Genomic DNA, 24,026 nt, shown 5'->3' with positions numbered 1-24,026 from the left:
TTCATCCCCGGCACCCCTCGATCAGATGGGCGAAGCACAACCAGTTGTCCGGGAAGACCCACGGCAGGCCGACCTCACCGTAGGGACCATTGCCGAACGTATTATTGAAGGTGCGCACCGACACCGGCATGATCTGCAGCATCCGATCGAGGTTGTCCTTATTCTTCTGCAGGCCTTCGGCTATGGTGTTCAACTGCTTGATGGTCGGGCCGAACTGGTTGTGGTTGGCCGCGCCGATCTGCTGCAGCTGGCGGCTCAGTGTCGACACATTGTCGAGCAGCTGCCGCAGCAGAACCTGGCGCTCCATCACCCGGTTGGCGATGGCCTCGCCCTGGGTGATCACCAAGAGCACGCTATTGCGGTTGTCGCCGAGGATCCTGGTGACCCGGTCGAGATCCTCGAGCAGGCTGTCGACCTCTTCCTTGCGCGAATCGATGATCTTCGCCAGCGCGCCGACGCTGTCGAGCGCCTGCACCGTCAGCGCGGGCGAATCGCCCATCTGCTTATTGATCAGATCGAGCGAGGTCGCCAGCTGCTTGGTGTCGAGTGCCTCGAACTTCGGGGTGCCGTACTCGACCACATCGGCCAGGTTGTACGGAACCGAGGTGTTGGACAACGGGATTCGGCCGCCCCGCAGCCCGGATCCGTTACCCGGATCGAGATCGACGTAGCGCGCACCGAGCAGCGTCGCCATCTTGATCGATGCCCTGGCATCTGGTCCGAGCTGCACATCGTTGTTCACGCTGAGGGTGAGCAGGATGTGCCCGTTCTCCAGCGTCGCACCGGCCACATGGCCACTCGGGACACCGGCGACATTGACCTTGTCCCCGACCTTGACCCCGGCGGTCTGCGCGAATTCGGCCTTGACCGTCTGCTCACCGACGCCGATCAGCTTGTAGGCACTGGACCCGATCAGCAGCGCGATGACGAGGACACCGCCGATGACACCCAGCCAGAAGTAGCGATTGCTGTCGAACCTGTCCTTGATCTTGGTCATCATGGGCGGCACACCGCCGACTGTCCGTTACCGCCGATCATGGGGAGCAGGCCGCGGGGGAGCAGGATGCCGTACAGCGAGATATCCAGCTTGCAGACGTAGGCATTGACGTAGGCGCCGTCCTGGGTGGACTTGCCGAGGTCGGCCAGCACCGCTGGCAGGTCGATCGCGGCTTGGTCCAGCTTGGCGCCGTTGGCGATCAGCACCGTCAGCGCGGCGCTGGTCGAATCCTGTGCGCCGGCCAGCTTCGGCTGGATCTTGGCCAGCATGTCCACCAGCCCGCTGGTCGCATCCGCGATCTGCACCGTGGACGCTTGCAGCGACTTACCCTGGTCGTACAGGCCGCCGATCAATGCCCGGGTCTGAGTAACCAGGGTCTCCAATTCATCACCTCGCTTGGCCAACCCGGACATGACGCCGCTGAGGTTGGTGATCACATCGCTGAGAATCGCGTCTCGGCGCTGGAAATCCGTGGCCAGGGTCGCGGCCTGGGTGATGAACGAGCTCAACGAAACACCGTCACCCTGCAATGCCTGAATGAAGGTCTCCGAGAGCCGGTTCACCTGTTCGGGCTGTAAGACCTGGAACAGCGGCTGGAATCCGTTGAGCAGCGCGGACACATCGAAAGACGGTTCGGTCCGCTCCAGCGGAATGGTGGCCTTGTTCTTCAACGCCGCCGGGCTCGCCGCCTTGCCCGGGGCCAGGGCGATATAGCGCTGACCGATCAGGTTCTGGTAGCGCACCAGCGCCTTGGTGTCGTCGTACACCGTCTGGTTGCGCTGCACGATGAACGTCACATTGGCGACGGACTTCTTGGTCTTGGCATCGCGGGTGAGTTCGATCTTTTCGACCTTGCCGACCCGCACACCTGCCATCCGGACGTCATCGCCCTCGCGCAGGCCGAGCACATCGCTGAAGGTCGCGGTGTAGGAGTTGGTATCACCCGCCACGATCCGTGCCAGCGTATTCCAGACGACGACGGTGACCAGGATCGAGACGATCGCGAAGAGGCCGAAGCCGATCAGTGGCTTACGAATGCTCATTCGGCGGCACCCCGGACCTGCAGGGTGCCCCCGCGCATTGCCGAACCGAGCAGCAGATATTCGGCCGCCGTCGGCCGACGTCCGAGCAGCGCCACGATCGCGGCATCTCCTTCGTAGGAAATCGGACCGGCGGTTACGGGCGCACTCGCCGGTTGGGCGGGCGCGGGCTGGTCGGCGGAGGGCGGCGCATTCGGCGCCGGATTCGGGAACAACCCCTCCAGCGGCGTACCCGCGAACGGGCCGGCCGGCTTCGGCTCGGCGGAGGGCGGCGCGAGCAGATCACCCGGCGAGATCAGACCCGGAATCTCCGGGAAGCCCGCGGGCAGCGGCAGTTTCGCAAGACCCTGCGCGGTTTCCAGCGAACGCGGCTTCATCGAGTCCGGCAGATAACCGGGATCGGAGACCGCCGGTGCGGTGGCGCAGCTCGGGCCGGCCAGATCGCCGTAGCGCGGGCAGTCCGCCTGTTCGTAGGGCCGGTATGGGGTGAGCGTGATACCCGCGTTCCAGACCATCTGCCGCTGCGGACCCCAGTGGAAGGTCTGACCGAGTTTGCGCAGCGAATTGTTCAGTGTGGCAATGGTGTCCGGGATCGAATTCGCATCTGCGGCGATCGCGCCGAACATATCGCTGGTGCCCGCGGTCACCTGCTTGCCGATATCGCCGTTGCGAGCGAACAGCGCGTTGACCGTATCCACCGTGCCCGCCGTACCACTGATCAGGGCGACCAGTGCGGACCGGTGATCGGCGATGGTCTGCGCGGTCTTCACCGCACTGCCGAGCACATCGAGCAATTCGGGCGCGGACTGGTTGAGCGCGCGGGCCGAGGCCGCGAAATCATCGAGCAGCACACCGAGATTCGGGATGGACTCGTCCACCGAGGTAAGCCACCTGTCCAGCCGCTCGATGGTGGAGCCCGGCATCCGGCCGCTGCCGTCCAGCGCCTGGGACAGCGTGCCGAGCACCCGGCCGAACTGCACCGGGTCGATCTTGCTGAGGATATTCCGCACGTTGGTGAGGGTGTCCTGCAGCGCGATGGTGCCCCTGCTCTGGTCCTGCTCGATGATCGAGCCCTCGTGCAGGTACTTGTCCGCGGGACCGTTGAAAACCAATTCCACCGAGGTGACGGCGAACAGGTTGCTCGGCACCACTCGGGCGGTCACATTCGACGGGATATCGCCGGCGAACTCCGGCTTCAGGTCGATCTGCACCTTCTGCAATTCGCCCTTGTCGGCGATCTCGACGTCCTTGACCACGCCGACCAGCACGCCGCGGAACTTCACATCGGCCTCGCTCGGCAACCCGTCACCGGTGGTGGAGAGATTGGCGACCACATGCACCTTGGGTATGAAATAGCCTCGGTATCTTGCCATCAGGAAGCCGAGGATCAGCGCGAAGACGACCAGTCCGGATACGCCGGCGACCAACAGTTGTCGCATGGTGGGGCCACGCCCACTGGGATCGATGATCATCTCGTCCTACCCCGAGATCCGGATGCCGGGATTGACGCCCCAGATCGCCAATGTCATGAACAGGTCCGCGAAAACCACGACAATGATGCACATCTTGATGGCCCGACCGGCCGCGACACCCACACCCTCCGGACCGCCCGAGGCGAAGAACCCGTAGTAGCACTGGATGAACGTGGTGATCGCGACGAACACCATCGCCTTGAGCAGCGAGTAGAGCACATCCCCTGGTATCAGGAACTGGTAGAAGTAGTGCGTGTAGGTACCGCTGGGCGTGTTGCCGATCAACTGCACCGTGAGCGAGCACGAAATGTAGGCCATGGCCAAACCGAGGCAATAGAGCGGGATGATGGCGATCATCGCCGCGAACATCCTGGTGCTCACCAGATAGGGCAGCGGCCGGATCGCGATGGACTCGAGCGCGTCGATCTCCTCGGAGATCCGCATCGCACCGAGCTGGGCGGTGAATCGGCAACCGGCCTGGGCGGCGAAGGCGAGTGCCGCGAGCAGCGGGCCCAGCTCCCTGGTGGTGGCGAATGCCGAGATGGCGCCGGTGATCGGGCTCAGGCCGAGCAGATTCAGCGAGGTATAGCCCTGGATGCCGACCGTCATCCCGCCGAACGCACTGAGGATGAGAATGACGCCGATGGTGCCACCACCCACCACCAGACTGCCGTTGCCCCAGGTGACATCCGATAGCAGCCGCCAGACTTCCTTCGGATAGTGCCGCAGCGCCAACGGGATCGAGCCCACCGACCGCAGGAAGAAGAACACCTGGTGCCCCAGGCGCGCAACCATATCCACCGGGGCCTGCGCGGACTTCTTCATGTGCCGAAGTGGCCGCAGCAGCGGCGGTATGTAGGTCGATGACACCGGCTCAGACCACCTGTGGGGGGAGGAGAACGTTGTAGATCTGGGTGATGATCAAGTTCACGCCGAACAACATAATGGCGGAACTGACCACCGCGGAGTTCACCGAGTTGGCGACTCCGCCCGGACCGCCCCGGGTATTGAGCCCGGTATCACAGGCGATGATTGCGGCGAGCAACCCGAAGATCAACGATTTCACCAGTGCGACAAGCAGATCGATGGTGGTGGCGAACGAGGAGAAGGTGCCGACATAGGAACCCGGGGTGCCGTTCTGCGCGAAAATATTGAAAATGTAGCCAGTCAAAAATCCGACGAATACGACGAAGCCACAGAGCAATACGCTGACCAGCATGGCCGCACCGAGCCGAGGCGCGACCAGACGACGCAGCGGATCCACGCCCATCACCCGCATCGCATCGATCTCTTCGCGGATGGTGCGCGAACCGAGATCAGCGGTGATCGCCGAACCGACCGCGCCCGCGATCATCAGCGAGGTGACCAGCGGCGCACCCTGCTGAATGATGCCGAGACCGTTCGCCGCACCGATGAACGAGGTCGCACCGACCTGGGTGGCGACCGCCCCGACCTGGATCGAAACGATCACGCCGATCGGAATGGCGACCAGCAGCGTCGGTGCCGCGGCGACACTGGACATGAACGCGCACTGACGGATGAACTCACGGTAGGGAAAGCGGCGTCGAAATATCGCGATGAACAACTCCGCGACCGCCGCGAATCCCATCGTGATCTGTCTGCCGAAGGTCTCCAATGAGCGCTTCGGATGGTCTTCCCAGTAGGCCTTCGTCCAATCGACCGCAGCACGCATCCGTGACCGCGCTGGTGGACTCTTGGTCGACTGCACTGGCTAACCCCTCTCGACGCCGGTAACCAAACCCCGACGACTTGTTTGCTTGTGGCACCCTACTACGGAGTAGTGCAGAACACACGATCATCGTGTGATTGCAGTCACAGATTGGAGTCGCTGCGGGAAAACGCTATGAGCAGTGGCCCGATGCTTGGAACAGGTCCCAAAGTTAACGGTGATACTTCTAGAACGAGTCACAGTTCTACCGGCTCCGATCAGCATCGGATATGACTCGTTCCGCTATTTGCGCGGAAAATATTCATGCAAACTCTCGGCGCGATTCGAATGGCTTCTACAACACCGATCAACATACAACCGAGACGCAATCGCGCACTTTTCGACGATTACAGTAATAGACTTTTGCTATCGCGATAAAATGAGACGCTGAATCTGAAATGTCGAAAAGTGCGGTCTTCGCCGACACGTCCGCCATCGGAGGGCCGACCCTTTCGAGCGAGCCATAAGCGACTGTCACGGGATACAGGACGCGCCCGGAGCCGAATACTGAGACGATGGGTGCGACACATTGATATCGTGCGGACTTCCGACGTCTGGAGGGACATGTTCAGCAAACTCGCCAAGGTGGCCAACGCCGCCTTCGCCGTAGCTCTGGGTGCGGCGCTGGTCGCGACGGGGGCCGGGACCGCGGACGCCGCGCCGGGACCCCCCGTCATCGGCGGTGGGTCGGGAATCATTATCGATAATCAGTTCGAATGCACTGTCACGACCGTCGGCTACGACAGTGCGGGCCGGTTGGTCGGCCTGACCGCGGGACACTGCGGCGACCCGGGCGCTCAGGTGTACGCCGAAGCCGACCGCGACGCAGGCGCGATCGGCCGGTTCGTCTACTCCAACCACGACCTGGACTACGCCATCATCCAGTTCGATCCGGGCAAGATCGTCCCGGTGAACCGGATCGGCAATGTCACCATCACCGGGATCGGTGGCCCGGCCCGGTTCCCGATGATCGTCTGCAAGGAAGGCCGCACCACCGGCAACACCTGCGGCCTCGCCTACGGCGATATCTTCGGCACCAATATGGAGACCTGGTCGCAGATGTGTGTGGTGGAGGGCGATTCCGGAGCACCGGTCGTCGTCGGCACCACGCTGGTCGGCATGGTGAACGCCTATCTCGCCCTCGCCTGCTTCGGACCCGAGGTCGGCACCAATATGAGCTCGATCATGGGCGATATCAATGCCCGTGGTGACGTCGGGGCGGGCTTCCACCCGATCTAGCCAGGATCAGTCGAATACCGAATGAGCGGGTCGAATGACCCGCTCATTCCTTTTTGTGGAGCGGGGACAGCGCCGGACCCGCCACCCCGCACTGCGGCATGCAGTCGACATTGTCCAGTGTCGCGGCACGGCGCGGCGCGCGCAGCAGTACGGCCGCGATCAGTGCGCCGGTCACCAGTAGGCCGACGCAGATCCACATCGCGACACCGAAACCGCGGTCGAATTCCACTGGGTCGCTGAGCGATCCGGAGATTCCGGCGAGTCCGGGCAGCGCGGCGACGGCCAGCAACTGGGCGGTACGGGCGACGGCATTGTTCACACCGGAGGCGATACCGGCCGCACTGGCGGGCACTGCGCCGAGTACCGCGCCGGTGAGCGGTGCGACCAATATCGACAGGCCGAGACCGAAGACCAGCACGCCAGGCAGAACATCGGTCAGATAGGTGGTATCGGGTCCGATGCGCAGCAGCAATATCAGGCCGAGTGCGGCGAGGAGCGGACCGACCGTCATCGGAATGCGCGCACCGTGCGCCTGGGCCCACCGACCCGCGGGCGCCGAAAGCACCAACATGATCAAGGTAACCGGAACCGTGGCCACCCCCGACATCAGCGGGGTGTACTTCGCCACCAGTTGCAGCTGCATCACCAGGAGGAAGAACACGCCGCCGAGCGCGGCGTAGACCGCGAAGGTGACCAGATTCGCGGCGGTGAAGACGCGGGATCCGAACAGCGAGGGCGGCACCAGCGGATGATCGCTGCGCATTTCGATCACCACGAAGACCGTGAGCAGCAGTAGACCGACGACCACCAGCAGTGGCATCGCATCGATCAGACCGAGGGTCAGCGCGCCGAGAGCCACCGCGACCACCACTGCACCCCGAACATCCAGTCGCGCCGCGGCGGGAGCGACGGGCACGGAGGCGGCAGCTTGCGTAACCACGGAGGGCCCCGCGGACGCCGCTTTCGACACAGCATTCGGGTCGTGACTCTCCGGCACATATCGCAGCGTGACGAGCACGACGATCACCGCGAGCGGCACATTGATGAAAAAGATGGACTGCCAACCGGCCAACTCGATCAGCCAGCCGCCGAGGAACGGCCCGAGCGCACCGGCGACACCGCCGAAACCGGACCACAGGCCGATCGCCGCACCTTGATCGCGTTGATCGATGGACGAGGAGATCAGGGCCAGGCTGCCAGGGGTGAGCATCGCGCCCGCAACACCCTGCAGAATCCGCGCGGCGACGAGCATCTCGATATTCACCGCGACACCGCAGAGCGCCGAGGTCAGCGCGAAACCGATAATGCCCCAGACGAACACCTTGCGGCGGCCGAGACGATCGCCGAGCGAACCGCCGAGCAGGATGAACGAAGCCAGGGTGAGCATGTAGCCGTTGAGCGTCCACTGCAGGCCCGCGACATCGGTGTCGAGGGATTCGCCGATGCGCGGCAACGCGATATTGACGACGGTGGCATCCAACGAAGCCACCGACGAACCGAGGATGGTGGCCAGCAGGATCCAGCGGCCGGTGACCGAACCCAGCCGAGGTAACTCAGCGCTCACGGACCCAACGTAACCGCTATCGGCAGGTTTCGTGGCGGTCAGAGATTCTGGACGCAGACCACGAAGTGCCGGGTCGGGTATTCGAAGCCGCTGCTGCTGCCGCAGACGCTGGCGTCGTCGGCGTTCTGCTGGATATTGGTCACCTTCACGCCCTGGCTGACGCGTTCGGTGCAGTCGATGCGCTTGGGATCCTCGCCGCCGATATCCATGCAGCCACCGACGACCCAGTCGATGTCCAGGCAGATCGCGCCCTGTTGCGCGCCGTTCAGGGTTTCGAAGTAGGCGGAGTCGCGGTCGGCGACGCACTGCGAACTGGTCGCCGCCTTGCCGATGATCTTGTAGTTCGAGGCCCGGCTGCCGCAGGAAGCCTTGGCGATGGTGGCGTTATCCGTCGTGCCGCCGAGCGTCACGCAGTCACCGACATTGGCCTGGAAGTCGGTATTGCCGCCCTTGGTCGCCGAGGTCGTGGCCGTCGGCTTACCCGAGGTCGGGCGACCCGAGGTGGGCCGGGCCCCTGAGGTTTTCGGCGTATCGGTGGACGAGACCGCGTCGATGGTCCCGTCACCTATCGCGGGCTGGGCGGTGCCGCTGATTTTGTTGCCGCAGCCCGCTAGCGAGAGCGCGGCGACCACCGCGACCGCCGCGACGACCGCCGTTGCGAGGCGACCCGAGATCAGGTGACGAGACACTTACAGTCCTCCCGGCTGTAACGCTCCGAACTCATACCCCCGGGTCGGAATCCGAAGTGATCTAGCAATGCGTGAAATACCACGCCATGCATACACCACCGAGCGCACGTGCGTCGAGTCGACAGTGCCTGCCGAAGTGGTGGTTCGAGCACCGCCGCACTGCGGCCCACCAGCGGAATCGGCTTTCCAGCAACCGATCTGGGTATGGTGGGAATTCCAGTGTGAGAGGAGTCGTCCGTGAAGCTGATCAGCGCGATCACCTGCACCACCGCCGCATTCGGTGCCGCGCTGCTCCTTCCCGCGGTGGCCTCGGCAACCGATGTGCATTGCGTCTCCGACGGCGGGACGGATGTCACTGTAATCGACGGAAGCACCGCATGCCGGGCCGCGGCCGAAACCCACGGCCGGGCATGGGCGGTCGGCTATGACGGCGTCGGCTACGCCCATGCGAGCCTCGGCGCCGCCGCACTCGGCATCGGTGCGGCGGGCGGCGTCGGCGCCAGCGACGGGGTCGGCGGAATTCCGATCGCGCTCGGCTACGGCACCGATGCCATCGCGCTGACCTCGATCGCGGCTCCGACAACGGATTCCGAGACCGACCAACCGAGCCCACGCACCCCACTGTTCGCGGTATCGATCGCCTTGGACGGCTCGCGCGCACAGGTCACGACCGCCGACAACACGGTGGTATGCCTTGGCACGGCGGCCTTGGCGTGGCATTCCGCAACCGGTGCGACATGTCTGACCACGCCTTTCGGACGCTGGCAAACACCACGATCCGAGTTAGGCTGAGAATCCGCCCCCAGCCAGCCAGCAGGAGGTATGACGCGTGGTTTCTGCCTTCCCCACATCGGACCGGTGGCCAGCGGCGCCACGGGAGATGGTCGTCGATCCGAGGTTCGTCCGCCTCGCGGACCATTTCTTCCACATGTTCACCCAGCCGACGCGCGGCGGCGGCGCCCTGTCGATCTATCTCGACGGTCGCCCCGTCGTAGATATCTGGGCGGGCTGGGCGGCCAAGGATCGGCGCTGGAACGGCGACAATGTGGCGCTCACCTTCTCCACCGGCAAGGGCGTCGCCGCGACCGTGCTGCACCGACTGGCCGAGCGCGGGCTGATCGAATACGACGTCCCGGTCGCCACATACTGGCCGGAATTCGGCGCACACGACAAGGCCGAGATAACGGTGCGCGACGTGCTCTCGCACCGTGCCGGACTGCATCGGGTGCGCGGCCTGGTCCCCGGCCGGGAGGGCATCCTCGACTACGACGCCGTGGTGACGGCGCTGGCCGCGAGTCCGGCCGACCCGCGGCGGATCCGCACATCGGGCTATCACGCGATCACCTTCGGCTGGCTGGTTGCCGAGATTGTGCAGCGCGTCACCGGTGCTGCGTTCACCGATGTGGTGCGGCGCGAGATCGCGGAGCCACTCGGCTATGACGAATTCTGGTTCCGGGTACCGGAATCCGAGCGCTATCGGATCGCCAAGATCTTTCCGCATCTGAATCCACCAGGCATCCGTTGGAATACCGCGTCATCGGTGCTTTCCTGGGTGGGCCCGGTGCGCGGACTCGCGGAGGCGGGTATGCCGGAGAGCTTCGACGAACTCGTCCGCGATCCGCGGGTACACGATGCGGTGATGCCGGGCTGGAACGGCGTCTTCTCGGCGCGCGCGCTGGCCAGAATGTATGGGGCCCTTGCGAATAACGGCCGAGTCGAGGCGCTGCCCACCGAACGCGGTGGCGACGGCATCGACGCAGTGCAGTTCCTGCGGCCGGAGACGATCACGATCATCAATGAGACGCAGCGAGCCGACAGCCGCGACTATGTGCTCGGGGTGCCGCTGAAATTCACCCTCGGCTATCACCGACCGGTGGTGATGTCCAAGCAGCAGCCGCGAAATGCCTTCGGCCACTATGGACTCGGTGGTTCGGGCGCCTATGCGGATCCCGAACTCGGCATGTCGATCGCCTTTGTCACCAACCGGCTCGGCAATGCGGTGACCGCGCTCGGGGATGCCCGGCTCGCGCGCTTGGCCGCCCTCGCCAGCAATACGGTGCGCCGGTTGCGCCCGAAGAGGTCGGTCGAACCGGGACCACCGTGAATTCGTAGCTACAGCTATCGAGCAGGCGGTCGCACTCGACGAATCGGCGCCGCCGCGCGCACCGAGGATGGTGGTGGCGCACGCGGTGGCGGCGGGCATCGAGTTCGAGCGGTACTTCCGGTGGCGACTCCGACGCGAGGGCGATCCGTTCTCCGTGCGTTTTCCCAGTTTCGGCGCGGTGCTGTTCACCGGCACGGCCGACGGTGCCCGCGAACTCTTCCGCGCGCCGATCGAATTGCTCGAACCGCCGCGGCCGAATCCGATCGAACCGCTGGTCGGCTCCGCATCGCTCATCCTGGCCGCGGGCGAACGCCACCGGCGCGATCGGGCATTGCAAGCACCCGCATTCCACAGTGCACGGATCCGCGCCTACGGCGAACTCGTCCGCGCATCCAGCCGTTCGAATTCGCACCATTCGGCGGCGGGCATCGGCGGTGCGTCGGGGCGTCGCTGGCCGATTACGAACCGCGCATCGTCCTCGCCACCATTCTCGCTCGACTGCGGCTGCGATTGTCGCCGCGGTATGCGCGTGGGCGGGTACCGCCGTCGGTGCCGCATAACATCGCGACGGGTCCGCATAGGTCGATCTCATTCGATGTCATTGCGTGATTTACCTCACGAAGCGGTTTAGCGCGTAGCGCGGTCTGCCACTTTGGCGCCGGTCCGAGGCTAGCGAAACTCGCCGCCTGACCGGCAGATTCGCAAAAGGCGGTGACTCCGATGGCACATGTGGCGCTCGACACATTTTACGGACTACGCGAATCAATCTGAAACACCACTGGCTTCGGATGGCCTCGGCAGGTAGGAAGGACGCCAGGGGTCGGGTGCGTCATCAATAACCCGTGGGGTGCGTCGAGTTCCCCGCGCTGTTTTTCCGTGGGCGTTCGCGCGGAATCCACGAAGGGTCTTCGTGGAACCACCGTGCGAGCTCCACACTGAAGAGAGATCTCGCCGCGTCACCGGCGTAGGCGAGAGATGGATTGGACGAGAAACCTATGCATGCCGCTTTGCACACCGGGACGTCGACTGCTCCTCGTCGCGGAGCGCTAGCCCGCCGACTCCGGCAGGGCGTCCTGCTGTCGGCGGCGATCGCCGCGGTCGGCATCACCGCCGTCGCGCCGGCTCAGGCCGATCCGGTATTTCCGGATACCGGCTCCTCCGCCTCGCCTGCCACCGATCCGGGTGTGCAGGCGAACTTCGCCCCGCCGAGCATCAGCCCGGGTGACGGCGAAACCGTCGGCGTCGCGCAGCCGATCATCATCAACTTCAAGGAACCGGTGACCGACCACGCCACCGCCGAGCGGGCCATCAAGATCACCTCCTCGAATCCGGCGCCGGGCCACTTCTACTGGTTCAACGACAAGCAGGTGCGCTGGCGGCCGAACGAGTTCTGGCCGGCCGATACCGATGTGACGGTCGAGGCGGGTGGCACCCGCACCGCATACCGGATCGGTGACGCCTTCATCGCCACCGCCGACGATGACACACACACCATCACGATCACTCGCAACGGCGAGGAGATCATGACCATGCCTACCTCGATGGGTAAGACCAAGCACGAGACCCCGAACGGCACATACTTCGTCGGCGAGCAGCTGCGCAAGATGACCATGGATTCGTCCACCTACGGCGTGCCGATCACCGATCCCGAGGGCTACAAGGTCGACGTCGAGTACGCCACCCGGATCTCCAACAGCGGCATCTTCGTACACGCGGCCCCGTGGTCGGTTGCGCAGCAAGGTGTTTCGAATTCCAGCCACGGCTGCCTGAACGTCAGTACCGAGGACGCCAAGTGGTTCTTCGAGAACGCCAAGAAGGGTGACCCGGTCATCGTCCAGAACACCACCGGCGGCACCTTGAACGCCCGCGACGGCCTCGGCGACTGGAACGACTGACCGTCTGGTCGGATGCTCCCCGAGCTGAACTCAGCCCAAGCCTCAAAGGGCCTGGGCTGAGTTCTTTTTGTTCAGCAGATGGTGTTCGGGATTTTCCGGACGACAGACCAATTGGCAGTTAACCTCCCGAGTAGCGGAACGCTACAACTGATTTCGGGAGAACATGGGTAACTCGCCGGGTACGCCCAAAATCCGAACACCCGCACGACCGTCGGCCCGCCGGCAAGGTCGCACCACACCCCACGACCGGCAAACGGCCCGGGGAGGCGGACGAGCACATGGGTAACTCCTCGAGTACGCCCGACATCCAGCCACCCGCGCGACTGTCGGCCCGCGACGAAGGTGGCCTCGCACCCGACGACCGGCAAAAGGTCCGGAGAGCACGCGAGAAGTTCAGCGTATCAGCGTTCGCCGTTAACCGATTGTTTGCTACGCGCCGTAGAGTTTCGACCGTGCGAACCCGGCCGGAACGAGTGCTGCCCCAATCACGCGGACGCGGACTGCGCAATCGGCCGTGGCAAGACTATGCGCTGTTCCTGGTCTTGCTCGGGCCGAATCTGGTGCTGCTGACACTGTTCGTCTACCGCCCGCTGGCCGACAATATCCGGCTCTCGTTCACCGACTTCAATATCTCCGACAACTTCGTGACCTACATCGGGTTCGCGAACTACCGGGAGTGGTGGGGTCGCGACGACTCCTGGCAGATCGTCACCAATACCGTGGTTTTCACCGTGGCCGCCGTGGTCGGCAGCATGGTGCTCGGTCTGGCGCTGGCCCTGCTGCTGGACCGTAAGCTATTCGGCCGCAATGTGGTTCGTTCGGCAATCTTCGCGCCGTTCGTGATCTCCGGCGCGGCCATCGGCGTCGCCTTCCAGTTCATCTTCGATCCCAGCTTCGGGTTGATCCAGGATGTGCTGCACCGCATCGGCGTCGACCAGGTCCCGGACTTCTACCAGGACCCGCGCTGGGCGCTGTTCATGGTGACGGTCACCTATATCTGGAAGAACCTCGGCTACACCTTCGTGATTTACCTGGCCGCGCTGCAGGGCACCCGCGCCGATCTCATGGAGGCGGCCGAGATGGACGGCGCGAGCCGCTGGACCACCTTCACCAAAGTGCTTTTGCCGCAACTGCGTCCGACCACATTCTTCCTGTCGATCACGGTGCTGCTGAACTCGCTGCAGGTCTTCGACATCATCAATGTGATGACCCGCGGCGGGCCGCTCGGCACCGGCACCACGACCATGGTCTACCAGGTCTACCAGGAGTCCTTCCGCAACTTCCGGGCCGGCTACGGCGCGACGGTCGCCACCATAATGTTCCTCGTGCTGCTGGTCGTCACGCTGGTCCAGGTGCGCGTTATGGATCGGGGCGAGCAGTGAAACACGCTCGGCCGCAGCGACCGACGCGGAGGAGACAGCATGGGTAACTACGTAGCGACCCCCGCGGGCCGCCAGCGAAACAGCGTGGAGACTGTTTCGTATCGCCGCAGACAGCGGGCGGTGACCGTGCTCGGATATGCCGCGATGGTGTGCGTGCTGATCATCGTCGGTGTTCCGCTGTTCTGGATCTTCATCACCTCGTTCAAGGCACGTCCGGATATCTACACCCAGCCCGCGGTGTACTGGCCGCACAGTTGGCATCCGGCGAACTACCAGGACGCCACCACCACGCTGCCGTTCTGGACCTTCCTGCGCAATTCGCTGATCATCACCGGGATCATCGCGCTGGTGAAATTCGTGCTCGGGGTGTTCAGCGCATACGGTCTGGTGTTCCTGCGCTTTCCGGGCAAGACCCTGGTCTTCCTGGTGATCATCGCGGCGCTGATGGTGCCCAATCAGATCACGGTGATCTCCAACTACGCGCTGATCGCCCAGTTGGGCTGGCGAAATACCTTCCAGGGCATCATCATTCCGCTCTGCGGGGTCGCCTTCGGCACCTTCCTGATGCGCAATCACTTCCTCTCGCTGCCCTCGGAGGTGATCGAGGCGGCCCGGATGGACGGTGCCAACTGGTGGCGCCTGCTCACCCGGGTGGTGCTGCCGATGTCCGGACCGACGATGGTGGCCTTCGCGGTGGTCACGCTGGTCAACGAGTGGAACGAATACCTCTGGCCGTTCCTGATGGCCGACGACACCAGGGTCGCCACGCTGCCGGTCGGCCTGACCCTGCTGCAGAACACCGAGAATCCGAGCGTCACCAATTGGGGACCGGTGATGGCGGGGACGCTGCTGACCATGCTGCCGATCCTCATCGTCTTCCTGCTGCTACAGCGCCACATGATCAAGGGCCTCACCTCGGGTGCGGTCAAGGGTTGAGCCCGACCACCACCCTCACGGAATCGCTACGCGATGCTGAGTTATAAGGAGAAACCAGTGTCCACTTCACAATTCCCGGCACTGTCGCGGCGCGGATTCATCGGCCTGGCCGGTGCACTTGCGGCGGGTACCGCACTGACCGCATGTGCGGGCAGCGGCGGTGGCGATAAGCAGGCCGGTGACGCCAACACCATTACCTTTTGGTCGAATCACCCTGGCACCTCGAAGGAACTCGAGACCGAGCTGATCAACCGATTCCAGGCCAAGCATCCGGATCTGAAGGTCAATCTGGTCGACGCGGGTAAGAACTACGAGGAGGTGTCGCAGAAGTTCAATGCGGCGCTATCCGGCGGTGAGCTGCCCGATGTCGTTGTGCTGTCGGATGTCTGGTGGTTCAATTACGCGCTCAACGGCACCATCGAACCGCTCGACTCGCACTTCGCCGACGCCGGGGTCGAGCTCGGCGACTATGTCGATTCGCTGGCCGCCGACTATGTCTTCAACGGTAAGCACTATGCGCTGCCGTACTCGCGCTCGACGCCGCTGTTCTACTACAACAAAGACATCTGGGCGAAGGCCGGACTGCCCGACCGCGGCCCGCAGAGCTGGCAGGAGTTCGACGAGTGGGGCCCGAAGATCCAGTCCGTGATCGGCGACGGCAAGCTCGCCCACGGCTGGGGTGACGCCAAGAACTATCTGGCCTGGACCTTCCAGGGTCCGAACTGGACCTTCGGTGGCGCCTACTCCGATCAGTGGACGCTGAAGTTCACCGACCCCAAAACCATTGCGGCGGGTCAATTCCTGCGCGATATGATCCACACCAAGAAGTACGCCGGCATCAAACCGCAGATCGCCGTCGACTTCGGCACCGGTGTCATCGCCTCCACCATCGCCTCCACCGGCGATCTGAAGGGCATCCAGAAGAATGCCGAGGGCAAACTGGAATTCGGCACCGCATTCCTGCCGCATCCCAACGGCCCCGGCGTCACCACCGGCGGTGCCGGACTGGCGATTCCGTCCCGGATCTCGGATCAGCGGAAGGTGAACGCGCTGAAGTTCATCGAGTTCATCACCAATGCCGCCAATACCGCCTACTTCTCGCAGGGCACCGGATACATGCCGGTGCGCAAGTCCGCGGTGACCGATCCGAGCGAGGTCGACTTCCTGGCGAAGAATCCGAATTCGAAGGTCGCCATCGAGCAGCTCGCGGTGACCAAATCGCAGGATTACGCGCGGGTGTTCGTACCGGGCGCTGACCAGATCATCGGCACCGGACTGGAGCAGATCGGTCTGCAGAATGCCGATCCGGCAACGGCTTTCGCCAATGTGGCCAGTCAGCTGCAGGCCATTATCGACCGGCAGATCACGCCGAAGCTGCCCAAGTAAGCACCAACCAAGAGGGAGATCGACGCCGTGGCAACAGTGCACTTCGACGGGGTGACGCATCTGTATCCCGGTGCGCCGGCGCCCGCCGTCGACAACTTGGAACTCGATATCGCCGACGGGGAATTCATCGTCCTCGTCGGCCCATCGGGTTGCGGCAAATCGACCAGTCTGCGGATGCTGGCCGGACTGGAATCCGTTGCGGCCGGGCGCATCCTGATCGGTGGTAAGGACGTCACCGGACTGCCGCCGCGCGCCCGCGATGTGGCGATGGTATTCCAGAGCTATGCGCTCTATCCGAATATGACCGTCGCGCAGAATATGGGCTTCGCACTGCGCAATGCCGGAATGAACAAGGCGGATACCGCGGTTCGGGTGCGGGAGGCGGCGAAAATGCTCGAACTCGAGCAGCTGCTCGACCGCAAACCGGCGAAACTCTCCGGCGGCCAACGCCAGCGCGTCGCCATGGGTCGAGCCATCGTGCGCCGACCCCAGGTCTTCTGCATGGACGAACCGCTGTCCAATCTGGATGCGAAACTGCGGGTCAGCACCCGCTCCCAGATCGCGGCCCTGCAGAAACGGCTCGGCACCACCACCGTCTATGTCACCCACGACCAGGTCGAGGCCATGACCATGGGCGATCGGGTCGCGGTGCTGCGCGAAGGGAAACTCCAGCAGATCGCCAAACCCCGTGACCTCTACGACGACCCGGTCAATACCTTCGTCGCGGGCTTCATCGGCTCACCCGGCATGAATCTGCTCGACGCCCCGGTTCGCGACGGCGCCGCGGTCCTTGGCGAGCTGCGCATCCCCTTGCCCCGCACCGCAACTGGCGAGCGAGTCATTGTCGGTATCCGTCCGGAATCCTGGGAAACCACCACCGAGACCGCGAACAGCCTCGCCGTGGCCGCCGAACTGCTCGAGGAACTCGGCGCCGAATCCTTCATCTACAGCCACGGCGTCACCGAGGAATGGAGCAGCCGCTCCGGCAAAGTACTGGCCCGGGTGGACCGACGCTTTCAAGTGGCCCTCGGCGATCGCCTGCACCTGCGCCCGAAACTCGACGAGATCTACTTCTTCGACGGCGAAACCGAGGAACGCCTGCGCTGAGCCCGGCGTCCTCGCACCCGCCGCGTGATCACCAGATCTTGACGCGCTGCGCGGGCTCCAGATACAGCTCGTCGTTCGGCTGTACGTCGAAGGCCTCGTGGAAGCTGTCGATATTGCGAACCACCGCATTGCAACGGAACTCGGGCGGCGAATGCGGGTCGGTGGCCAGCCGGCGAATGGCCTCCTCGGTACGGGCCTTGGTCCGCCATACCTGTGCCCAGCCGTAGAAGACGCGTTGCAGACCGGTGAGACCGTCGATGACCGGCGCCTGCTTACCTTCGAGCGAAATCCGGTAGGCGGCCAGGGCAATGGACAACCCGCCGAGGTCGCCGATGTTCTCGCCGATGGTGAATTCGCCGTTGACGGTGTGGTCGTCGGATAGTGCCTTCGGCGAGAGCACGTTGTACTGGTCGATCAAAGCCTTTGTGCGCTTACCGAATTCGGCGCGATCGGCATCGGTCCACCAGTCGACCATATTGCCGTCGCCGTCGTACTTGGCGCCCTGATCGTCGAAACCGTGGCCGATCTCGTGGCCGATCACCGCACCGATACCGCCGTAGTTGGCGGCGTCGTCGGCGTGCATATCGAAGAACGGCGGTTGCAGAATGGCCGCGGGGAAGACGATTTCGTTCATGCCAGGGTTGTAGTAAGCATTCACCGTCTGCGGTGTCATGAACCATTCGGCACGATCGACCGGACCGCCGAGCTTGTTCAGATCACGATCGTGTTCGGCGGCATAGCCGCGTCGATAGTTGCCGACCAGGTCGGACGGGACGATGACGATCAAGGAGTAGTCGCGCCACTTGTCCGGGTAGCCGATCTTGGGGGTGAACTTCTCCAATTTGGCCAGCGCGGCCGCCCTGGTATCCGGCCCCATCCAGTCCAGCTCAGCGATATTGCGGCGATAGGCCTCCTGTAGGTTGGCTACCAGCTCGACCATCCGCGCCTTGGCCTCCGGCGGAAAGTGTTCGGCGACATACAGTTTGCCGACCGCCTCACCGAGCAGATCCTGCACCAGCGAAACACCGCGCTTCCAGCGTTCCCGGTTCTCCTGCGCGCCGGTCAGGGTGCGGCCGTAGAAGTCGAAATTCTCCTCGACGATCGGATCGGTGAGATAGGCCGCCCGCGAACGCAGCAGCCGCCACATCGCCCATGCCCGCCAGTCGGCGAGCGGTTCGGCTGCCCAGGTCTGGGCGAAGGTGCGCACGTAATCCGGCTGGCGCACAACCAGTTCGGCGAATAGATCGGGACCCGACGGCGAGATCCCCTCGGCGAGCGCGGCAGTCCAGGCGTGCCAGTCGAATTCCGGATGCTCGGCGACCAGCGCGTCGAAGGTGGTGAGGTTGTAGCTCAACTCGGCATCGCGGCGCCGCACCACATCCCAGTGTCCGGCCGCGAGCTTGCGCTCCAATTCGAAGATCCGCTGTCCGACCGTCGCCAGGTCGGCGGGCAGCAGGGCCGCGATCTGCGGTTCGGCGGCGGCCAATGTGAACATCCGACCGATGTGCTGGATGTATTCGGCCCGGATCGCGGCGAATTCGTCCTGCCGGTAGTAGGACTCGTCGGGCAGTCCGATCCCGGACTGGGTGGCGTGCACCAGATACCGGTTGGAATTCTTATCGTCGGTATCGACGTAGAAGCTGAGCGCGCCGCCGACACCGGTGCGTTGCAGGCGACCCAATAGCGCGGCGAAGGCACTGCGATCGGCGACCTCGTGGAGCTCGGTGAGTTCCCCCGCGATGGGCGCCAGCCCCAGCGCAGCCACCGTGTCGGTGTCCATGAAGCTCGAGTACAGATCGCCGATCTTGCGCGCGTCACTGCCGTGCTCCGCCGCCGAGTCCGCGGCCTGCCGGATGATCGTCTGCACATCCAGCTCCGCCTGGTCGTACAGCGTCCGGAAGGCGCCGTCGACCGCACGATCCGCCGGTATCTCATAGGTATCCAGCCACCCGCCGTTGACATGGACGAACAGATCGTCCTGCACGCGTACGGCGTGGTCGAGGTGCGAGAGATCGATACCGGAGGGACTGCTCAGATCGGAGGTCACGATCTCCAGTATGCAGAGATGGGGCGCGGGCCGCCGTCGCCGAGTAGGCCCCGGCCGCACGAACGGCCGGGGCGGCGCCGTCAGACGGGCACGATGACGCGGTCGAATTCGCCGTCGCGCGCGCCGGCGGCGAACGCATCCCACTCCTCGGCGGTGTAGGAGAGGGTGATACCGCCGTGGCGCAGGGTGGCGCTGCCGTCGGCGGAGGTGTCTGCGATCAGCTCGTTGTGCGATCGGCCGCTGTTGAGTAGGTGGATGAACGATGTCCAAAGGCTCGCGGTGACGGTGATGACGGGCTCTTCAGCAGGGCGGTTGGCCGGGTTGCGGCGGTATTTGCTGTCACGGATGAGCACCACGTCACCATCGAACCGGACCTCGACGCATTGATTGCCGTTGTTCGATCGACTCGACGTGAACCAGTCAGAGAAAACCGACCGGAGGGTAGCGGTGGTGGCCATGGGCAGGATTTTACACTCGTGCATACCTGCTGATCAGGGCCAATGATGCTGCACGATTCAACGATTGTTCCAGTGCGCGAACGTAAGCGAAGCTCAAATCGCGCACCTGTTCCGGATCGTCGACCGCTCCGCCGAAGACCGCGCTCTCGGCCCACGCGAAGGTCGGCAACTGTTCGCCGGCGAAGTCGATCAGGTGGAAGCTCGACCCGCCGAGCACCGCACCCGCCCGCGCCGCGAACGGGATGACGCGCACCTCGATATTGTCGAGCTGCTCGATCGACTTGGCCAGATACTCCAACTGCCCGCGCAGTACCTCCGGCCCACCGGTCTGTTGCAGCAGCGTGCCCTCGCCGATAACCGCGGTCAGTTCTACCGGTTTCTTGCCGCGCAACCGCTCCTGCCGCCGCATCCGGATGGCTACCAGTTGCTCGACCTGAACCGGCCGGATCATCACATCGGCACTGATGAGCGCCCGTGCATAGTCCTCGGACTGCAGCAGACCCGGGAAAACCAAACTGTCATAGCTGCGAATGCTCTGCGCGCCGTACTCCATGCCATACAGCCGCTGCAGTTCCGGACCGATCAGTGCCGACGATTTGGCCCACCAGCCGCGCTGCTTACTCGCCTCGAGCAGGGTCAGCAATTCCGTGCGTTCCTCAGCATCCACCTCGAGCAGTTCGAGCACCGGGCCGATGGTGTTCGTGGTGAGCACCCGGCGCCCCTTCTCGACATGCGACCAGTTGGCCGGGGTGAATCCGACCCGCTTGGCGAAGGTGGCCGAATCGAAGCCGCGCAATTCGCGCAATTCGCGCAGGCGCAGCACCAGCTCCCAGCGAGCGACGGTCGGCGAAACGGGTGCCATGGCCCGAGATGGTACGCCGGAATTTACCCGGCGTGTGACTATTGTCATGGAACTTGTGCGGGTTTACTGTCGATTCCAGCGGCAACTTCGGTTTTCACGTCGATCCACTCAGAGTCGAGGCGAGGTTCGTCATGAGTACGTCGCGCATGCAATCGCGTAGCTACCTGGCAGCCCAGCATTTCGCGGCGGCCCAGGACGCATTGGCGCGCTGTCGCTGCTACCGCAAGGACAACGGCCTGTATGGGGTCGTTGATCCGGCACTCGGACGAATCCTGTTGGAAATCGGCGCGGTCGGTGCGGTCGTCATGCCCGCCGCACTCGGCAAGCGGGTCCGCGCCCACCTCCTGGCCACCTCCGGGCAGACCGGACCGATCATCGCGCATCCGCGCTCGGACCGGTGGTCCTTCCTGACCGGCCCAACCGATAACTCATACCTGGATATGACGCTGTTTCCGGAGTTGTTCCGGGTCTGCGCCTCGGTGGCGCTGCCGGGCAGCCGGATCGTGCTGCCCTCACCGACCGATGAGCAGAGCGGCTACCGGATCTGGATCGCACCGCCGGATGGCGACTACCGCCCGGAACTCGGCGATGTCATCGCCGCCACCCGCACATGCGCGAGCAGCGGCCGCCGGTCGGTCGTCACGGGCATCAGGGGTGTTGTCAACGGGTCGGGTGTGGAGTGACCGTCACGCTGTAGCTCTGCTCGATACTGTGCTGCCACTTGTCCCGGCACTCGTTGAGCTTGGTCTGATCGTTGCCCGCCTTCTGCACGCAGTCCAGATAATCCTTACCGCCGGAGTCGACGAAGAAATGCCAGCCGACAATGCTGAGCACGATCGCGGCGACCAGCGAGAGCACACCCAGGATCAACCCGGTGGCCGCCATCCCGGTACCGCCCGCACTCCCGGAACGGATCTTGACCAGCGCGATGATGCCGAAGATCAACGCGAAGAAGCCGAACAGATAACCGCCGATCAGCGTCCAGCAAGTCAGGAATCCGAGAATGCCGAGCACCAGTGCGGTGATCGCCATGCCCTTGCGCTTCGGGGATTCCTGCCAGTAGTTCGGCTGCCCCTGATCCGGTGGCGGCGGGTACTGACCCGGTGGTGGATATTGCGTCATGAGGCTTCCTCTCAGCCGGTGCGCTTGTGTTGCGGTCGCCTTCTGATCGCACTCCCTGAGCAGGGATGTCAATGTGCCGAACACGCTACGTCGAGCCGAGCCGAGCGTGCATCTCCCAGACCAGGATCTCCGCGGGCCCGTTGGCGATCACCCGCTGGCCACCCGATCTGGTCAGGCGCACAGCGTCACCCGCGTACAGCGGACCGACGCCCTCCATCCCCACCTCGCCCCTGGCGACGAACAGATGCAGATACGGCGCGTCCGGTAGGTCGATCGCCTGTTCGGTTTCCCCGCTACCCACCAGCCGCGCCACATGCATCGCCGAATGGCTGCTACCGATGGCGATCGCGGTGCGATCGCGGTAGCGCGGCAGGCCGGAGGCCACGGTCACCAGGGTGCCGTGCGCCAATTCGTCGTCGATCTCCAACTGCTGATATCCGGGCTCCAGACCCGGTTCGTCCGGCACAACCCACATCTGCACGAAATGGACCGGCTCATCGTGTTCGGTGCCGCGGTCCAGGCGCCAGGAGTCGTTCTTCTCCGAATGCAGGATTCCGGTGCCCGCACTCATCCGCTGTGCCAGACCGGGATAGATGACGCCGCTGTGCCCGAGCGAATCCTGGTGCACCAAGGAGCCGCCGAGCACCCAGGTCACGATCTCCATATCCCGGTGCGGATGGGTTTCGAAGCCCTGACCAGGGGAAACAATATCCTCGTTATTGACGAGCAGCAGCCCGTGATGGGTGTTGTCCGGATCGTAGTGCTCCCCGAAGGAGAACGAGTGCTTCGAATCCAGCCAGGACACGCGCGTTTTCATGCGATCGCCGCCGCGATGGACATCGATGTGTGGTGTCGTGAGTGTGGACATCGTGGCCCTCCTCTCAGGACCGTGCACCGATCAGCTTTCAGGGTAGGAGCACTTATGACGTGGTACTCCGATTTCCTAGTAAGTTGTCCTGCACTCGGCAGTTTACGCGAGCCGATCTTTGCGAGTGACCTGCGAGCAGTCACCAGCGGCCGACGGTTGAACGGCGAGCGAGCAGTACCGACCGGTTGGGCGAACCTGCGGTCGGCACGGCCCATCACCGAACGACAGGGGTCTGAACGTGCGCACGGCGGATTCATAACATCATGTGCCACAACGGAATCGGAGGCGACGAACGAATGCGAACCGAGGTGCTCGCACACATCGAGCGGCAACTCCGCGATGCGGCACAGCGCGACGGCATCAGCGATTTCGTCGTCGGTGTCGCGGTATTCCGCGATCGCAAACTCCTGGTGGTGCGCCGCGTACCGGACGACTACCACGGCGGCATGTACGAACTGCCCGGTGGCGGAGTCGAATCCGGGGAAACCCTGGCCCAATGCGTGGTGCGGGAACTGTTCGAAGAGACCGGGCTGCGCGTCCGCGCCATCACCGAATTCCTCGGCGACTTCGACTACGCCACCAGGACCAAGCCCCGAGTGCGCAAGTACAGCTTCATCGTCGAGGTGGAACCAGGCGCGGTCGCGCTGGCCCCAGGCGAACACGACGCCTTCGCCTGGATAGATGCCGCGACATTGGCAGATCTGCCGATGGCGCCGGATATGCGCGAGACAATCAGCACACTGGTCAACTGTGTTTGAACCGTGACAAGCCCCCATTCTCGACCGCCACAGAGCGAGCCCCACAAGCGACGACTTCGCGGCCGACCCACACCCAGCTCCTCGAAGCACACACGCCACACGCACCGAACTCCACCGCCCGACACGTACACATCAAGCACCGAACGACCTGCCATCCGCGACCACCACCGAGCAAGCCCCACAAGCGAGAAGTTCGCGGGCCATCTCACATCCGAATCGTCGAAGCACATACGCCGCAGGCACTGAACTCGACCGCCTGGCGTGTGCACATCAAGCGCCGAACGCCCCTCCATCAGCCACCACAACGGAGCGAGTCTTACGAGCGAGGAGTTCGCGGCCCGTCTCGCGTCCGAGTCGTCGAAGCGCATGCG

At 64.0% G+C, this 24,026-nt stretch carries 23 protein-coding genes; 11 read left to right on the top strand and 12 right to left on the bottom strand.

Annotated elements, in window-relative coordinates:
* Window position 1: 1 nt before the first annotated feature.
* The 5 genes from AB0L63_RS21455 to AB0L63_RS21435 are packed head-to-tail and all read right to left on the bottom strand — an operon-like array spanning window position 2 to window position 5,202.
* Window positions 2-1,000, bottom strand: coding sequence for an MCE family protein (locus AB0L63_RS21455; protein ID WP_364503920.1), 999 nt, complete (start codon window positions 998-1,000; stop codon window positions 2-4).
* Complete coding sequence (locus AB0L63_RS21450; RefSeq protein ID WP_364503527.1) at window positions 997-2,040, bottom strand: MCE family protein; 1,044 nt, start codon at window positions 2,038-2,040, stop codon at window positions 997-999. Before AB0L63_RS21450 ends, AB0L63_RS21455 begins: the two co-directional genes overlap by 4 nt.
* Window positions 2,037-3,509 carry an MCE family protein gene (locus tag AB0L63_RS21445; RefSeq protein WP_364503524.1) on the bottom strand — a complete coding sequence of 491 codons (1,473 nt, stop codon included), beginning with the start codon at window positions 3,507-3,509 and terminating at the stop codon, window positions 2,037-2,039. The genes AB0L63_RS21450 and AB0L63_RS21445 overlap by 4 nt, the downstream gene beginning before the upstream one ends.
* A gap of 6 nt (window positions 3,510-3,515) precedes the next feature.
* A complete protein-coding gene (locus AB0L63_RS21440) occupies window positions 3,516-4,379 on the bottom strand; it encodes an ABC transporter permease (RefSeq protein WP_364503521.1) in 864 nt (287 codons plus the stop codon).
* A gap of 4 nt (window positions 4,380-4,383) precedes the next feature.
* Entirely contained in the window at window positions 4,384-5,202 is an 819-nt protein-coding gene (locus AB0L63_RS21435) for an ABC transporter permease (RefSeq protein ID WP_364503518.1), read from the bottom strand.
* A gap of 600 nt (window positions 5,203-5,802) precedes the next feature.
* Between AB0L63_RS21435 and AB0L63_RS21430 the strand changes: the two genes are divergently transcribed.
* Window positions 5,803-6,477, top strand: coding sequence for a S1 family peptidase (locus AB0L63_RS21430; RefSeq protein ID WP_364503917.1), 675 nt, complete (start codon window positions 5,803-5,805; stop codon window positions 6,475-6,477).
* 43 nt (window positions 6,478-6,520) lie between these two features.
* Here the strand turns inward: AB0L63_RS21430 and AB0L63_RS21425 are convergent, their stop codons facing one another.
* Complete coding sequence (locus AB0L63_RS21425) at window positions 6,521-8,041, bottom strand: MFS transporter (protein WP_364503515.1); 1,521 nt, start codon at window positions 8,039-8,041, stop codon at window positions 6,521-6,523.
* A gap of 38 nt (window positions 8,042-8,079) precedes the next feature.
* Window positions 8,080-8,730: a hypothetical protein gene (locus tag AB0L63_RS21420; protein WP_364503512.1), complete on the bottom strand. Its 651-nt coding sequence runs from the start codon at window positions 8,728-8,730 to the stop codon at window positions 8,080-8,082.
* A 237-nt stretch (window positions 8,731-8,967) separates the two neighbouring features.
* Here AB0L63_RS21420 and AB0L63_RS21415 point away from each other — a divergent pair, with 237 nt between their 5' ends.
* From AB0L63_RS21415 to ugpC, 8 genes are all read left to right on the top strand, one after another.
* Window positions 8,968-9,522, top strand: a complete 555-nt coding sequence (locus AB0L63_RS21415; protein ID WP_364503509.1) for a DUF6764 family protein — start codon at window positions 8,968-8,970, stop codon at window positions 9,520-9,522.
* Between the two features lie 88 nt (window positions 9,523-9,610).
* Window positions 9,611-10,834, top strand: a complete 1,224-nt coding sequence (locus tag AB0L63_RS21410; protein ID WP_364503914.1) for a serine hydrolase domain-containing protein — start codon at window positions 9,611-9,613, stop codon at window positions 10,832-10,834.
* Window positions 10,835-10,954: 120 nt separating this feature from the next.
* Window positions 10,955-11,443, top strand: coding sequence for a cytochrome P450 (locus AB0L63_RS21405; RefSeq protein WP_364503506.1), 489 nt, complete (start codon window positions 10,955-10,957; stop codon window positions 11,441-11,443).
* Window positions 11,444-11,829: 386 nt separating this feature from the next.
* The gene (locus AB0L63_RS21400) at window positions 11,830-12,729 is read left to right on the top strand and encodes a L,D-transpeptidase (protein ID WP_364503503.1); all 900 of its coding nucleotides are present in this window, start codon (window positions 11,830-11,832) and stop codon (window positions 12,727-12,729) included.
* Between the two features lie 452 nt (window positions 12,730-13,181).
* Complete coding sequence (locus tag AB0L63_RS21395) at window positions 13,182-14,111, top strand: sugar ABC transporter permease (RefSeq protein WP_364503500.1); 930 nt, start codon at window positions 13,182-13,184, stop codon at window positions 14,109-14,111.
* A 144-nt stretch (window positions 14,112-14,255) separates the two neighbouring features.
* Entirely contained in the window at window positions 14,256-15,047 is a 792-nt protein-coding gene (locus AB0L63_RS21390; protein ID WP_364503911.1) for a carbohydrate ABC transporter permease, read from the top strand.
* Between the two features lie 57 nt (window positions 15,048-15,104).
* Window positions 15,105-16,433, top strand: coding sequence for an ABC transporter substrate-binding protein (locus AB0L63_RS21385; RefSeq protein ID WP_364503497.1), 1,329 nt, complete (start codon window positions 15,105-15,107; stop codon window positions 16,431-16,433).
* A gap of 27 nt (window positions 16,434-16,460) precedes the next feature.
* Entirely contained in the window at window positions 16,461-17,540 is a 1,080-nt protein-coding gene (ugpC, locus tag AB0L63_RS21380; RefSeq protein ID WP_364503494.1) for a sn-glycerol-3-phosphate ABC transporter ATP-binding protein UgpC, read from the top strand.
* A gap of 28 nt (window positions 17,541-17,568) precedes the next feature.
* Here ugpC and AB0L63_RS21375 read toward each other — a convergent pair whose 3' ends face one another.
* From AB0L63_RS21375 to AB0L63_RS21365, 3 genes are all read right to left on the bottom strand, one after another.
* The gene (locus AB0L63_RS21375; protein WP_364503491.1) at window positions 17,569-19,587 is read right to left on the bottom strand and encodes a M13 family metallopeptidase; all 2,019 of its coding nucleotides are present in this window, start codon (window positions 19,585-19,587) and stop codon (window positions 17,569-17,571) included.
* An 80-nt stretch (window positions 19,588-19,667) separates the two neighbouring features.
* Window positions 19,668-20,045, bottom strand: coding sequence for a DUF397 domain-containing protein (locus AB0L63_RS21370; RefSeq protein WP_364503488.1), 378 nt, complete (start codon window positions 20,043-20,045; stop codon window positions 19,668-19,670).
* Window positions 20,046-20,055: 10 nt separating this feature from the next.
* Window positions 20,056-20,907: a DUF5753 domain-containing protein gene (locus AB0L63_RS21365; protein WP_364503485.1), complete on the bottom strand. Its 852-nt coding sequence runs from the start codon at window positions 20,905-20,907 to the stop codon at window positions 20,056-20,058.
* 131 nt (window positions 20,908-21,038) lie between these two features.
* On the opposite strand from AB0L63_RS21365, the gene AB0L63_RS21360 reads away from it, so the two are divergent.
* A complete protein-coding gene (locus tag AB0L63_RS21360) occupies window positions 21,039-21,590 on the top strand; it encodes a hypothetical protein (protein WP_364503482.1) in 552 nt (183 codons plus the stop codon).
* Here the strand turns inward: AB0L63_RS21360 and AB0L63_RS21355 are convergent.
* Both AB0L63_RS21355 and AB0L63_RS21350 read right to left on the bottom strand, forming a co-directional pair.
* Window positions 21,568-22,029 (bottom strand): DUF4190 domain-containing protein, encoded by a 462-nt coding sequence (locus AB0L63_RS21355; RefSeq protein WP_364503479.1) that lies wholly within the window; start codon window positions 22,027-22,029, stop codon window positions 21,568-21,570. The genes AB0L63_RS21360 and AB0L63_RS21355 overlap by 23 nt on opposite strands.
* Window positions 22,030-22,114: 85 nt before the next feature.
* Window positions 22,115-22,897 (bottom strand): pirin family protein, encoded by a 783-nt coding sequence (locus tag AB0L63_RS21350; protein WP_364503476.1) that lies wholly within the window; start codon window positions 22,895-22,897, stop codon window positions 22,115-22,117.
* Between the two features lie 296 nt (window positions 22,898-23,193).
* Here AB0L63_RS21350 and AB0L63_RS21345 point away from each other — a divergent pair, with 296 nt between their 5' ends.
* On the top strand, window positions 23,194-23,655 hold the full coding sequence (locus tag AB0L63_RS21345) for an NUDIX domain-containing protein (protein ID WP_364503473.1): 462 nt from the start codon (window positions 23,194-23,196) through the stop codon (window positions 23,653-23,655).
* Window positions 23,656-24,026: the final 371 nt, after the last annotated feature.

It is taken from the genome of Nocardia sp. NPDC051990 (assembly GCF_040680755.1).
GTDB lineage: Bacteria > Actinomycetota > Actinomycetes > Mycobacteriales > Mycobacteriaceae > Nocardia.
This window is presented reverse-complemented; position numbering and strand designations above follow the sequence as displayed.

What these genes read in the sequence shown, in the direction of transcription:
- AB0L63_RS21455 (WP_364503920.1), bottom strand. Translation starts at nt 1,000, where the DNA reads ATGATGACCAAGATCAAGGACAGGTTCGACAGCAATCGCTACTTCTGG.
- AB0L63_RS21450 (WP_364503527.1), bottom strand. Translation starts at nt 2,040, where the DNA reads ATGAGCATTCGTAAGCCACTGATCGGCTTCGGCCTCTTCGCGATCGTC.
- AB0L63_RS21445 (WP_364503524.1), bottom strand. Translation starts at nt 3,509, where the DNA reads ATGATCATCGATCCCAGTGGGCGTGGCCCCACCATGCGACAACTGTTG.
- AB0L63_RS21435 (WP_364503518.1), bottom strand. Translation starts at nt 5,202, where the DNA reads ATGCGTGCTGCGGTCGATTGGACGAAGGCCTACTGGGAAGACCATCCG.
- AB0L63_RS21430 (WP_364503917.1), top strand. Translation starts at nt 5,803, where the DNA reads ATGTTCAGCAAACTCGCCAAGGTGGCCAACGCCGCCTTCGCCGTAGCT.
- AB0L63_RS21410 (WP_364503914.1), top strand. Translation starts at nt 9,611, where the DNA reads ATGGTCGTCGATCCGAGGTTCGTCCGCCTCGCGGACCATTTCTTCCAC.
- AB0L63_RS21400 (WP_364503503.1), top strand. Translation starts at nt 11,830, where the DNA reads ATGCATGCCGCTTTGCACACCGGGACGTCGACTGCTCCTCGTCGCGGA.
- AB0L63_RS21390 (WP_364503911.1), top strand. Translation starts at nt 14,256, where the DNA reads ATGGTGTGCGTGCTGATCATCGTCGGTGTTCCGCTGTTCTGGATCTTC.
- AB0L63_RS21370 (WP_364503488.1), bottom strand. Translation starts at nt 20,045, where the DNA reads ATGGCCACCACCGCTACCCTCCGGTCGGTTTTCTCTGACTGGTTCACG.
- AB0L63_RS21365 (WP_364503485.1), bottom strand. Translation starts at nt 20,907, where the DNA reads ATGGCACCCGTTTCGCCGACCGTCGCTCGCTGGGAGCTGGTGCTGCGC.
- AB0L63_RS21360 (WP_364503482.1), top strand. Translation starts at nt 21,039, where the DNA reads ATGAGTACGTCGCGCATGCAATCGCGTAGCTACCTGGCAGCCCAGCAT.
- AB0L63_RS21355 (WP_364503479.1), bottom strand. Translation starts at nt 22,029, where the DNA reads ATGACGCAATATCCACCACCGGGTCAGTACCCGCCGCCACCGGATCAG.
- AB0L63_RS21350 (WP_364503476.1), bottom strand. Translation starts at nt 22,897, where the DNA reads ATGTCCACACTCACGACACCACACATCGATGTCCATCGCGGCGGCGAT.
- AB0L63_RS21345 (WP_364503473.1), top strand. Translation starts at nt 23,194, where the DNA reads ATGCGAACCGAGGTGCTCGCACACATCGAGCGGCAACTCCGCGATGCG.